Raw genomic sequence first — 12,733 nt, 5'->3', positions numbered from 1 at the left:
GGGAGAAGCTGCCTTCCTTTGAGGTCTACAGATTTTTTGGGGTGTTTTTCAGGGCAGTATTAATACTTAAATGATACAGTATTTATCATTAAACGCCAACTTAAGCCCTTCACTTCCTCCTTTGTGATTTCCCGGGGATAGTTTTCCCTATAGGTTGAGAAATTGGGCTGCCCATAAAAAGCTTACCACTGAACGCTCCTGCCACAGTTTTTATAAAAACGTACACCCAGAGCAGAACGAGCAATAATGTTAAAAGCAAACTAAAGCCGTAAGTAAGGGGCGAGAGAAAAATGGACGCTATTTTCTGGCTGGCTATTGTATAGGCAGCCAAGGGGAAGATAAACGCCCACCATCCCAAGCCAAAAGGGATTCCACCTCTTCGCATATGATGGATTGAAATAAGGATGGTTATTCCAATCACCCAAATTCCAAACCCCCATATGATTGCCGCTCCCAAGTCGGCTAGATCAACGGATGTCAATATTCCAAGGCTTTGGGCGCTTTTAGCAACATCGATGATAGCAATAACAGCGAGACCAACCGCGCTTAATAAGATTCCAAAAGAAGGGGTTAACTCTGCAGGAGGAAGCGCGTGCTGGACAAGCCGAACAAAAATCACGGCACTGATAAATACAAACAATAAAAAACCTATTCCCAGCATAATTATGTTGACAATTAGTATAGACATACTCCAGGCCGGCTTAAAGTTCAGACTTAGAATTACTACGGCATTCCCTAATAATAAGGTGGCCATATTAGCAATGGGTGCCATAATCCAGGAGAAGTTTGTGGTTTCCGGCTTAGGTGCCGCTTCAACCTGAATAATCCTAAAGGTCGTATAAAAAGAGAAGAAGCAAACTCCTGCTACCCCTATCATCCAGGCAATTATCGCAATCATGAACGTCGTGGATCCCCCAAGATATGGGCTCCAGATTGTATAGACATTAGTTCCTACAATAATAGTTGCAACAGGCATAGTGACAAAGAAATTGCCTGCCACCGGATGATGAAGATCTCTTTGAGCATACTCAAAAAAAGAGAGCCAGCGCATAACCCAAGGAACGAGAACTACAAAGTAAAGGAGATCCGCCAGTGCTGCGACGACTAAACCCAGCGTCTGTCCGGCAGGAAAAACATACCGCCATTGATATAGGATATTTGCGAGACCTCCTGTACCCATAACTACGGCGAACCACCCGGGTGCCAAGTATTTTATGATGTGACGCTCAAGCATGTCCAATAATCCCTTTCCGTCTTTTCATTTAACAAATAGTTCAATCCTTATACTATAGCACCCAGACTTTTGACAATAAACTTAGTGATTTCCTCTTCTTGCAATCATTTCGATTTCCACCTTGGCCCCCAGCGGCAATGAGGCAACACCAATAGTCGTTCTAGCGGGATAAGGAGAAGAAAATTGAGTTTGATAGACTGAATTCATAGCCCCAAAGTGACTCATGTCCGTTAGAAAAACATTAACCTTAATAACATTAGCCTGGGTCAGACCTGAATCTGATAACACGTTAAATAAGTTCTTAAAGCATTGTTCAGTTTGATTCATGATATCACCCGTGACAAGTTTCCCGGTTGTCGGATCGATAGGGGTTTGACCGGAAAGGTAAATCAGATCACCTGATTCGACTGCATGGGAGTAGGGACCAATTGCTACCGCCCCATCAGCGGTATAAGCTTTGCGCAGCATTGAAAAACCTCCTTAAACTTTCTCAAAACTTAATAGATCATCCTCTGAAACCGTATCAGGTTTCCCGAACGCGGATAATAAGTAACTCAATTAATGAAACATAGTCAAAAATAATTGGTCCGCTTTATTAGTTTACCTAGAAATCAGCTTGGAAACAATCCCTTGGTCATTAATCAAACATAGAGCAAATAGAAAACAAATCATCAAAATAAAAAAGCGTGCTATTGGACGCGCCCAAATCAGTTATCCACAAGTCAGAAATCATATACTTTCCTGTACAATAAAAAGAGGGAAGTTATACTTCCCCCTCAGATCCAAGCAAATGACTTTATGAAATTATACATTAACCCAATAGCCCATTCCAAACAGGAAGTGCCGCAAAAACAATCAGACAGCGTAAAGTGAGCCCGCCTATCATTACCGCTCCGTCACAAAGCAATACTATTTTTGAACTTCCCCCGGCTCCTGATTTAGAAACCTCTGAACTCTGGGAATCGTTTTCTTTCATCGCTGAAAGCACTTTTTTCTGGCCGCGTGACTGTTGAACGTAATATACCAACGGTCCAACTAAACCTATTGCTACGAGCAGCAGCCAGAAAGGTATGGCAAGGGATTCGGACAGTAAAAGATTAGCGGATAACTTAGCGACCGTTCCCTGGCTTCCAGAATAAATGAGTGCGAAGAAAGCGGCAAGTACTGCGATTTCAGTGCCAACCAACCCTAAATGGACTTGGTTAACCCGAGCCTCATGAGCTTGGTGTTCTTCAAATAAATGTGCTAATAATGATGTCAACGACAGACCTGTGGAAAGAGCCGATACGACAAAAACCACTGGCATTAGATACGAGTTCCAAAAAGGCACTCCTTCAACAACTGCTAACAGCATTCCTGTATAAGCAGCGGTCGATAAAGCTAATATCGCGCCAACATAAGTTAATATATCCGGAGTTTGTTTTTTCTTCCAAACAAAATACCCCTTAATAAGCCCTACAAAGATAAAGGCACTGAGAATATAAATTCCCCAGGTCATAACCGAACTAAAATTGAGAAACATGTTTATGATTAACCAAGGCTTCTTTAAGCCTTGCCCCAAATCAAAAATCAATAGAAATGCCCCAATAGCAACAAGAGGTGCTGAAACATAATAACCCACTCGATTTAAATTAGTTGTCTTGCCTAATAGTCCTTTCTCAGCTGCAAAAGACGTCAAATATGCGCCTGCACCAAGTCCACCTAAAAATAGGTATATAGCAATGAGCCAACCCCAATGTCCCATTTCAAAATCCCCCTCTCGTTTATTATTCCTTAGGAATCGCAATCATAGATGGGTTCGTGATCTTAGGATCAGGAAGCCCTTTAAAATTCAGATCTCCCTTTTTCGACAATTCTTTCATATCCCCCATCGTCAGCGCTTGAGTAGGGCAAGCTCCTATGCAAGCAGGACCTGATCCAGCATCCTGCAGCTTGTAACAAAAATGACATTTAGAAGCGGCACCTGTTTTCTTATCGATATGAGGCGCGTGATAAGGGCAGGCATAGAGACAATAGCCACACCCTACACATTTAGAAGCGTCGTGAATGACAATGCCATCGCTTTCTCTCTTCGTATAGGCTTTAACCGGACACACTTTAGCACAAGCCGGTTCTGCACAGTGATTACAACTCATAGATAAAGCGTCACCTTTTTTACTGCGAAGAAGAGTTCTCCATGGAGCATCCTTCTCCCATTTGTTAGTTTCTTGGCAAGCTAATACACAGGCCTTACACTTAATACACTTACCTTCATCATAGCAGAAACCAATTTGTTTTTTCCCAGTTGCTGCCGCACTATCTTTTAGGCTTTCTTCTGCCCCTACTATCTTTAAGGGATTGAGTCCAATTGCAACAACCGTTCCAAGCAGTACTCCACCCTTAATCACGGAACGACGAGATAAGTTTATATCCTTATTTTGAGGCATCTCTTTACAACTCCTTTCACATATCATGTGTAAAACAGACAAATAATCGCTCTTTCTACGATAATCTAACATAATGCGACATGATTCACAATGGTATTATTTGTAATGTTAATCCTTTTAGTTTTACAACCATAAAAGGTCGTTATGGAGGAATTGCTATGTTCCTGGTTTTAGAGGATCAGGTTCTTTAAAATTACTCCTCGTACAATCGGCGCAAATAGTGTGCGTGTGGAAAAACTGTTTTGCTTATAAGGTAACTTAAAGTTTTTTAAGTATTTTTAAACTAAGTATCACTTCTTATAGCTCATAGCCAGGCAGAGAATCCTTATTTTTCGCGATAAATTATTGAAACAAAAAGGGATCTGCTAACTTAACCTAAGTCAAGTTACAGACCCTTTTTATTACACTTCCGTATTGCAGGGAGCATATCAAATTTTAATAGTAGATGCTAACTGGTTAGCTCTAAATTCCTCTTATCCAGAGTAGCTGCCCATGCCGCTGACGCGGCACTCCTCCAAACTCTACCACCCTTTTCTGCTGCGCCAGAATTCGGGCTGAATAAGCACTAACAAAGTGAAGAGCTCTAATCTGCCTAGCAGCATGCAAATAATAAGGACAATTTCCCCGAAGGAGTTAATTGAAGAAAAAGTGGTGGATGGACCTACTACCCCAAAACCTGGTCCGACATTCCCTAAAGCGGCAGCCGCCGCACATATCGCGTCAAATGGCTCTAATCCCGTTGAAGCAAGAAGAAGTGTAGCCAATGCTAAAATGGCGAAAAAGAGAAAGAAAAAAACGGCAACCGTATTAAAAATCTGAGGATCAACGGACCTTGTAGCAAAGCGTACATTGATAACAGCTTTCGGATGAATGGCTCTTTTCAACTCTACCCAACCAAGTTTGAAAAGCAGAATTATCCTGGAAACCTTTATTCCGCCTGCTGTAGAACCTGCACAACCGCCGATAAACATGAGGAGCAGGAGGATAATTTTACTTACAGAAGGCCATTGGTCATAGTCGGCTGTAACAAACCCTGTGGTAGTTATAATAGAAACAACTTGGAAGAGCGCCTGCCTCAGTGAATTGCCGCCGCCAAGACCCAAAGTCCACCACAAGCTGAGAGTCACAACGAAGGTTGATACGGCAATTATGATAAGGTAAAATCGAAATTCAAGATCTTTAAAAATCTTATCTATCCCAGATCTTAAAGCCAGAGAATATAATCCAAAGTTAATTCCAGTAATGATCATAAAAACAATGGTGATGAGTTCGATCCACAGACTGTCATAGTACATGATGCTGGCATTTTTTGTTGAGAAACCTCCGGAAGCCATGGTAGAAAAGGTATGATTGACAGCATCAAACCAATTCATGCCCACAAGCAGCAATAGAAAAAATTGCACAGCTGTTAAACCCAAATAGATTTGCCAGAGTTTCAGAGCATTATCTCGAATTCTGGGAAGAACCCGTTCGGAGGTTGCTCCGGTAACCTCCGCCTTAAACAAATGAACTGCACCCGTCATATTAGGGAGGAAGACAATAAATAATACAATAATCCCCATACCTCCGAGCCAATGGGTTAGACTTCTCCAAAGGAGAATGCTTTTAGGGAGGATTTCAACATTGTCAATGATAGTTGCACCTGTTGCTGTTAAACCTGAAACTGATTCAAACAATCCGTCAAGATAGTTTGGTACTACTCCACTCATAGCGAAGGGCATTGCCCCTGTTGAGCACGTTAGCAGCCATGCCCCGGCAACAATGACAAATCCTTCCCTTACACCCATGCGTCCGTTTTTCTGTCCGTGGTGCAATAATCCGAGCCCAATAACCATGATTACAATAATAGAGAACAGAAATGCCGGCATGCTTTTCTCCCGCCATATCAGAGCTCCTAGAAAAGGGATTACCATAAATCCGGCATAGGCAATCATCAAGCGTCCAAGAATATGTTCTACAAATAAATAGTTCATTTGAACTAACCCTGCCTTAAAAGATTCTGCTTATTTTTTTAATAAGGGTGGGGAGAGTAAAGATTACTATATGGTCTCCCGGCTGAAGCACTGTATTACCATCAGGAATGATAAGCTCATTCTTTCGCATAAGAGCGCCGATCAAGATATTGTCCGGTATTTTAGCATCTTTAAGTTTACGTCCGATAACCGGAGACTTCGCGGAAACCACTATTTCCATCGCCTCAGCTTTCGCACCTTCCAGCAGCGACACTGAAACAACTTCCCCTTGGCGCACTTGGCGCAATATAACTCCTGCCGTTAAGAGTCTGGGAGAAAGTATCACGTCAACTCCTACTTTACCCATGAGGCCCATATATTCGGAACGGCCTACACGGACAATGGTCTTTTGAGTTCCTAAATCTTTAGCCAAAAGAGCAAGTAATAAATTCAGCTTATCATCACTGGTCAGGCAAACGACAGCATCCGTTTCCCCAACTCCCTCTTCTATCAGAAGATCAATATCTGTCCCATCCCCACAGAGCACAAGTCCCTTATCAATAACTTTTGCTAAGTCATTACAGCGTTCCCGGCTTTTCTCGATCACCTTGATTGATATACCGACATCGTTTAAAATTCTTGCCAGATGTCTGCCGATACGGCCGGCGCCGATGATCATCACTCGTTGAATCTTCGTTTTCCGCTCAGAGAATTGTTCGCTGAACTCTTCAATAGCCTCCTGTGCTCCGACAAAGAAAACACTATCTTGAGGGGATATGTGATCCGTACCATGAGGAATGATCATTCGATTCTGACGCAGGATTCCGACAACAAGTATTCCATTGGGCAACGTCAATTTTCTCAATGGTACATTAACATAGGGAGACTCGGCTCTAACGCGGACTTCTAAGAGACGAACTTTGCCATCTCCGAAATCTTCGACATCTAAAGCTGCTGGGGTAAGAAGAATGCGGCTAATTTCAACCGCTGTTACCATCTCCGGATTAATGGTAAGATCAATTCCTAAGGCTCTGTTGAATTCTAATTGGTTTTTTCCCGCATATTCTTGATTCCTTACCCGGGCAATGGTTCGAGATATCCCTGCTCGCTTAGCAGCCATGCAGGCAATCATATTGACTTCATCACTATCCGTCACTGCTACCATTAAATCAGCTTTCAACAAACCATAATCCGCCAGGAATTGCGGACTGGCTCCGTTTCCGCTGATTGTCATCACATCCAAGCTCTCCTGAACGATAAGACGCCGCTCTTCATCCTGCTCTATCACAGTAATCTCATGTTCCTCTTCGGATAATCGCTGGGCTAGACTAAACCCTACTTTTCCTGCTCCAACAATGACAATACGCATAGATGTCCATGTTCTCCTTCCCGATTGCCAAATAAGGAACCTTTAACTTCACCGTTAAGTTACCAAATTTGAGTAAATTATACATGCGTAAAACTAAAATACTGATATTCGGCAAGGTATCGCGAAATTCCTTTATTTATTCCGGACTTGAAAAAGTATTACCCTAAGCGACATTCTCTCCTTTTTTTGCAAAACGATTCTCAAATTATAGTTGGCTTCTACTCAAATCCTGTGGTAGACTATTCATTTGGTAACTTGAAAGGAGACGTTAAAATTGCTTTTTGGTGCACGCACTATTAAAACAGGACTTGCAGTAGCTACGACACTTTTTATCTGTAAGGTTTTTAAAATTGAACCTGCATCCTTTGCCGCCATTACAGCTGTAGTAAATATGCAGCCTTCCGTCAGCAAATCCCTGACCAACGCTTGGGAACAAATCGGAGTCCATTTACTCGCCGTCATTTTCTCTTTGATAGTTGGTTTATTTTTGGGAACAAATCCTTTATTCATTGGTATTATGGTGATGTTTCTTATTCTTTTGTGTAATTGGATAGGCTGGTCGAGCGGGATTGTCATGGGGATTGTTTCCATCATTTTCGTCCTTGATTCTCCGGGAGAAACGTTTCTCACCAACGCCCTGTCCCGATCTCTAAGTATCTTTGTTGGTCTTGCGGTCGCCTTGCTTATTAACCGGGTTTTAGCCCCGCCCAGATACAAATCTAAATTTCTCAGCAGTCTTCCCTCTCTTGTACTTGTCACTTCAAACTATTTTTTAGATAGTCTACGCACCTTCATTCATGCCGGAAACTTGACTTACTATGAGAAGCCGGATCCTCAAGAACAGAAAAACCTGTTTGATGAGATAACGCTCCTCTATGAGCATGCTCGAGAAGAAATGACCCTTGAAGACAATCTTGGCTTTATAGAACGATTATTGGAAATTTGCCGCGGTTTTATCGAACGGGGAGAAAGCATTAATCAAATGACTGCTCAACGAGTCACGAGACGAAGAGAATCTTATTCTCCTGAAGAATTGAAAAAAATCACAGAAGAATTTCAGGGAATACTAGAAGTCTTATCGATTGGTTACGATAAGCTTGCTGAGCTTATTAGTTCTCTGCACCTCGGAATCTCAGAGAAAAAGAGTTCAAGTTCCTATGAGGAAGACCTTGTCTATTGGGAATTATTTGATCAAGCTATTGATGAGTGGAACCGTAAAGTCAGCGGCGTTTTCTATTTACGAGCTTTGATGGAAGTATCCGTCGTTGCAACGGAACTACGCTGGGCAAATCGCCGTACAATAACCTTGCTTAATATGATTAATAAGCAATCTAAAAAGAAACCCAAAAAATAGTGCTGAATAAACCTTTTTCAGACTAAAAATGCCTTCTTCATAATACTCCGAAATACTCTGGCAGCAGGTTCTTCTTTTCACAAATAAGTATGGCGTTTATCCTAAATATGTTATAAAATTAATCAGAAAATAAGCAACTACAGGTTCATAAAGGGGTAAACTATGAAAATCAAAGGATTTATATTTGATCTGGACGGAACATTAATCAATTCTTTGCCAGTAGTACGCACCAGCTTGAGCCGTACTGTGTCAAAATTCTCTGGTCGTGAATACTCAGACAAAGAATTATCGGGTTTATTTGGACCATCAGAAGATGGTATCTTTAAGAAACTGTTTCCTGATTCCTGGAGAGAAAGCTTGCAGTTTTATCTTGACGAATATGACCGCCTTCATGTGGACTATGCCGAGCCCTTTCCTGGTATTGTCGAGATCCTCAATCTATTGCAAGAACGAAATATTAAGTTAGCTCTTGTCTCTGGAAAAGGTGCCGGAAGCATGGAAATCTCTCTGAAACATTCGGGATTGAAGGCATATTTTGAAATTATTCTAACCGGCTCAGAGGACCGAGCGAGTAAACCGGAACATATTCGGCAAATCTTAGAAGGATGGAACCTTTCTCCGGATGAAGTGGCCTATATAGGTGATATTGCCTACGATGTTCAGGCCGCCAAAGAAGCCGGCGTTTTACCGATTAGCGCACTTTGGGCTGAAACCGCTCAGTCTCAAAAAGTATTAGCTATGAATCCTGCATTTGCCTTTGACACAGTGGAATCCTTTAAAGAATGGATTATTCATTTTTCTACGTAACATCTTGGCAACTACTTTAACAATTTATCTATAATAAAATGCAGAATTATGTTATTGTGAAAATAAGTGACATAAAGGAGGAGTCTGAATGCTTGAGCTTCAAAAAGTATCTCTGGAAATAGAAGGAGATACAAGTTTTGAGATTCTAAAGAATATTAATCTGAAATTCCATGATAAAAAAATATATGTTGTTACCGGACCCAATGGTGGAGGAAAATCTTCACTGGCTAAAATTATTATGGGAGTCTATAATCCGACTTCAGGTGAAATTCTGCTTGATGGACAAGCTATTACATCTATGAGTATTACGGAGAGAGCACGTTTGGGTATAGGGTATGCATTTCAAAGCCCTCCGCGCTTTAAAGGTATAAAAGTCAAAGAACTTCTAAAAATGGCCGCCTCACATAATCCTGAAAAAGTCAATATTTGTGATTTGCTGTATGATGTCGGCTTGTGTGCTCAGGATTATCTGAACAGAGATGTGGATGCCAGTCTCTCAGGCGGAGAAATGAAACGAATCGAAATTGCTACAGTACTTGCCCGAAATCTAAAGGTTGCGGTCTTTGATGAACCGGAAGCCGGGATTGATTTATGGAGCTTTCAAAAGCTTGCCGAAACCTTTAGAGATATACACATGAAGTATGATACTACGATCATCATTATCTCCCACCAAGAACGAATCATGGAGCTGGCGGACGAAATTATTATCATGTCCAATGGAACGATCAGCGCGCAATCCGAACGGGATATAATTCTCGCCGGAATCATGAATAACGGTGATTGTGCCTGTAGTACTAAATGTGTGAAAGGGGTTGGTCAAAATGCTGAATGCGTTGGATAAACTAATGCTTGAGAAAGTGGCCGATCTTCACGAGATTCCCCAAGGAGCTTTTAACATCCGTAAAAATGGAGCGGGAGTACAGCGTAACACAACCGCAAATATTGATATCGTCACCAAGGCGGACAAATCAGGGATTGATGTAATTATCAAACCCTATACTAAAGGGGAAAGTGTCCATATTCCGGTTATAGTAACAGAGGAAAACATTAACGATGTTGTCTATAATACCTTTGAAGTGGGAGAGTATTCGGACGTGTTGATCGTCGCAGGATGTGGAATACATAATTCCGGACATCACAAATCTCAGCATGACGGAATTCATACCTTTTATGTTAGAAAAGGCGCCAAACTCAAATATGTGGAAAAACATTACGGACAGGGTGACGGAGAGGGACAACGAGTTCTCAATCCTAAGACCATTCTTGAGATAGAAGAAGGTGCCGTGGTCGAACTTGAACTGATTCAAATAAAAGGGATTGACCATACTAAAAGGGATACTGAAGTTCGCTTAATGGATAATGCAAAGCTTGTCGTCACTGAAAGACTTCTTACTTACAAAGATCAAGAGGCTGAATCAAATATCGTTGTAGAATTACATGGAGTAGATTCCTCTGCCCAAATAATATCCCGGTCGGTTGCTCAGAACGATTCGAAGCAAGTCTTTTATTTTGATTTAGTGGGGCGGAATAAAGGCCGCGGACATATTCAATGTGATGCTATCATCATGCATAATGCCCAGGTCCTTTCAACTCCCAGGATTTCTGCTCATCATAGTGAAGCACAACTAGTCCATGAGGCAGCCATTGGCAGAATAGAGTCCGAACAGCTAATCAAATTAATGTCCCTGGGATTCTCGGAGCAGGAAGCTGAAGACACAATTCTTAACGGCTTTCTTAAATAGCTAATGACAATAAGGGAACGTGCAGAAAGTATAACAAGGCTAGAAGCTCAGGGCTTCCAGCCTTGTTTCTTTCAATATTCTCAGCTTAAGCTTAGTCTGTTTTCCTTTAAGCCTTTCCTTACAAATCACTTGCTAATTTGTAAAGAGCTTCATCCGCTACTCGATAGACTGTCCAATCATCCATTGGCACAGCCCCCAACTTTTTGTAAAATTTAATCGAAGGTTGGTTCCAGTCCAGGCACCACCACTCTAATCTTCCGCACTTCCTGTCAATAGCTAATTTTGCGAGATAGGAGAGGATAATTTTCCCCATCCCATTACCTCTCATTTTAGGTTTTACGTATAAATCCTCCAAGTAAATGCCAGGTCTCCCTAAAAAGGTTGAAAAGTTATGGAAGAACAAGGCGAAGGCAACCGGTTCTTCCTGATATTCGCCAATAATTACTTCCGCCATTTTCCGGTCAAAAAGGGACTCTTTTAAAACATCTTCAGTTGCCACAACCTCCGGCAACATTTTTTCATACTCTGCCAATTCTCTGATAAAACCAAGAATGAGTGAAACATCCCCGGTATCAGCGAATCGTAATTTGAAATTGGGCAAACTCGTTTCTATGAACGTTTTCATACTCGCTCCTTATTATTTTCTGATTTAGTCGATCAACAAGCAATCTATGAATAATGTATCACGTGTCAAGTGTTCCATACTGAATAATTGACTTAATAATCTCGAATGATCTTGGGAGGTAAATGTGGTGAAATATCTCAATCCATTGCTTTTGGCAATTCCGGTCAGTATTTTCGTACATCTATCAGGCCACTCGCCGGTCTTACTTTTTTTTACTGCCTGTTTAAGTATTATCCCCCTTTCCGGATACATGGGCAAAGCCACCGAAGAAATCGCAATCTATGTCGGCCCAAGAGTCGGAGGTTTGCTTAATGCCACGTTTGGTAATGCCGCGGAACTCATCATCACGATTTTTGCTCTGAAAGCAGGGCTTCTGGAAGTTGTCAAAGCATCCATAACAGGGTCTATCATTGGCAATCTTCTACTGGTATTAGGACTAAGCATGCTTCTTGGTGGTTTTAAATATAAGAGACAAAGTTTCAACCGGGCGGCTGCCGGCATGCATACCTCAATGCTCCTGATGGCTGTAACAGGATTAATTATACCCGCAGTCTTTCTCAATACACACTCCAATCCTGCTGCAGAACCCTTAAGCCTGGGAGTAGCCGGAATTTTGATGCTTGTCTATATACTTAGTTTAGTTTTTTCTCTTCATACACACAAGGATGTTTTTCGTCCCAGTCAGGAGTGTTCAGATTCTCCCAGTTGGTCAAAGGCTCAATCTTTAGCGGTTTTACTTATTGCTACGTTTTTTGTCGTTATAGAAAGTGAATTTCTAGTGGAAAGTATTGACCCTGTGGTTAAGGCTTTGGGTATCAGTGAACTTTTCATTGGAGTCATAGTCATCCCCATCATCGGTAATGCGGCCGAGCATTCCACCAGCGTATTAATGGCTATGAAGAATAAGATGGATATCAGCTTGGAAATTGCTATCGGCTCAAGTACTCAAATTGCACTTTTTGTAGCACCCCTCTTAGTTTTCCTAGGCTACTTTATGGGGCAGCCGCTTGACTTATTGTTTACAGGTTATGAACTCATTGTCATCATCATGGGAACCGTGATCACCGCGATTATTAGCATGGATGGCCGTTCTAACTGGTTAGAGGGAGCACAGCTTTTAGCCGCCTATTCAATCATGGCTCTGGCTTTTCTTTTTGTTTGAAGACCTTCCGACTAGTTCCCATAGCCTTCCTTATCAGGACCCTGGGCCAAAAGTTCTATGCT

The 12,733-nt window shown here is 41.7% G+C and carries 12 protein-coding genes; 5 read left to right on the top strand and 7 right to left on the bottom strand.

The window, feature by feature from the left end:
* Nucleotides 1–109: 109 nt before the first annotated feature.
* The 6 genes from DESYODRAFT_RS03505 to trkA all read right to left on the bottom strand — a co-directional run bounded on the left by DESYODRAFT_RS03505 (nucleotide 110) and on the right by trkA (nucleotide 6,981).
* Complete coding sequence (locus tag DESYODRAFT_RS03505; protein WP_007779481.1) at nucleotides 110–1,234, bottom strand: TDT family transporter; 1,125 nt, start codon at nucleotides 1,232–1,234, stop codon at nucleotides 110–112.
* A gap of 81 nt (nucleotides 1,235–1,315) precedes the next feature.
* The gene (locus DESYODRAFT_RS03500) at nucleotides 1,316–1,702 is read right to left on the bottom strand and encodes a RidA family protein (RefSeq protein ID WP_007779479.1); all 387 of its coding nucleotides are present in this window, start codon (nucleotides 1,700–1,702) and stop codon (nucleotides 1,316–1,318) included.
* A gap of 343 nt (nucleotides 1,703–2,045) precedes the next feature.
* The gene (gene nrfD, locus DESYODRAFT_RS03495) at nucleotides 2,046–2,978 is read right to left on the bottom strand and encodes an NrfD/PsrC family molybdoenzyme membrane anchor subunit (protein WP_007779477.1); all 933 of its coding nucleotides are present in this window, start codon (nucleotides 2,976–2,978) and stop codon (nucleotides 2,046–2,048) included.
* A 22-nt stretch (nucleotides 2,979–3,000) separates the two neighbouring features.
* Nucleotides 3,001–3,660 carry a 4Fe-4S dicluster domain-containing protein gene (locus DESYODRAFT_RS03490; RefSeq protein ID WP_007779475.1) on the bottom strand — a complete coding sequence of 220 codons (660 nt, stop codon included), beginning with the start codon at nucleotides 3,658–3,660 and terminating at the stop codon, nucleotides 3,001–3,003.
* A 521-nt stretch (nucleotides 3,661–4,181) separates the two neighbouring features.
* Nucleotides 4,182–5,633 carry a TrkH family potassium uptake protein gene (locus DESYODRAFT_RS03485; RefSeq protein ID WP_007779473.1) on the bottom strand — a complete coding sequence of 484 codons (1,452 nt, stop codon included), beginning with the start codon at nucleotides 5,631–5,633 and terminating at the stop codon, nucleotides 4,182–4,184.
* A gap of 16 nt (nucleotides 5,634–5,649) precedes the next feature.
* A complete protein-coding gene (gene trkA, locus DESYODRAFT_RS03480; RefSeq protein ID WP_007779471.1) occupies nucleotides 5,650–6,981 on the bottom strand; it encodes a Trk system potassium transporter TrkA in 1,332 nt (443 codons plus the stop codon).
* A gap of 274 nt (nucleotides 6,982–7,255) precedes the next feature.
* Here trkA and DESYODRAFT_RS03475 point away from each other — a divergent pair, with 274 nt between their 5' ends.
* From DESYODRAFT_RS03475 to DESYODRAFT_RS03460, 4 genes are all read left to right on the top strand, one after another.
* Nucleotides 7,256–8,335, top strand: coding sequence for an FUSC family protein (locus DESYODRAFT_RS03475; RefSeq protein WP_007779469.1), 1,080 nt, complete (start codon nucleotides 7,256–7,258; stop codon nucleotides 8,333–8,335).
* 162 nt (nucleotides 8,336–8,497) lie between these two features.
* Nucleotides 8,498–9,142 (top strand): HAD family hydrolase, encoded by a 645-nt coding sequence (locus DESYODRAFT_RS03470; RefSeq protein ID WP_007779466.1) that lies wholly within the window; start codon nucleotides 8,498–8,500, stop codon nucleotides 9,140–9,142.
* 88 nt (nucleotides 9,143–9,230) lie between these two features.
* Nucleotides 9,231–9,983: an ABC transporter ATP-binding protein gene (locus tag DESYODRAFT_RS03465; RefSeq protein WP_007779464.1), complete on the top strand. Its 753-nt coding sequence runs from the start codon at nucleotides 9,231–9,233 to the stop codon at nucleotides 9,981–9,983.
* Nucleotides 9,964–10,884: a SufB/SufD family protein gene (locus tag DESYODRAFT_RS03460; RefSeq protein ID WP_007779461.1), complete on the top strand. Its 921-nt coding sequence runs from the start codon at nucleotides 9,964–9,966 to the stop codon at nucleotides 10,882–10,884. The genes DESYODRAFT_RS03465 and DESYODRAFT_RS03460 overlap by 20 nt, the downstream gene beginning before the upstream one ends.
* 118 nt (nucleotides 10,885–11,002) lie before the next feature.
* Here the strand turns inward: DESYODRAFT_RS03460 and DESYODRAFT_RS03455 are convergent, their stop codons facing one another.
* On the bottom strand, nucleotides 11,003–11,509 hold the full coding sequence (locus tag DESYODRAFT_RS03455; RefSeq protein ID WP_007779460.1) for a GNAT family N-acetyltransferase: 507 nt from the start codon (nucleotides 11,507–11,509) through the stop codon (nucleotides 11,003–11,005).
* Between the two features lie 127 nt (nucleotides 11,510–11,636).
* Between DESYODRAFT_RS03455 and cax the strand changes: the two genes are divergently transcribed.
* Nucleotides 11,637–12,671 (top strand): calcium/proton exchanger, encoded by a 1,035-nt coding sequence (cax, locus tag DESYODRAFT_RS03450; protein WP_042338171.1) that lies wholly within the window; start codon nucleotides 11,637–11,639, stop codon nucleotides 12,669–12,671.
* The last annotated feature ends 62 nt before the right edge of the window (nucleotides 12,672–12,733 follow it).

It is taken from the genome of Desulfosporosinus youngiae DSM 17734, from assembly GCF_000244895.1.
In the GTDB taxonomy this organism is placed as follows: domain Bacteria; phylum Bacillota; class Desulfitobacteriia; order Desulfitobacteriales; family Desulfitobacteriaceae; genus Desulfosporosinus; species Desulfosporosinus youngiae.
This window is presented reverse-complemented; position numbering and strand designations above follow the sequence as displayed.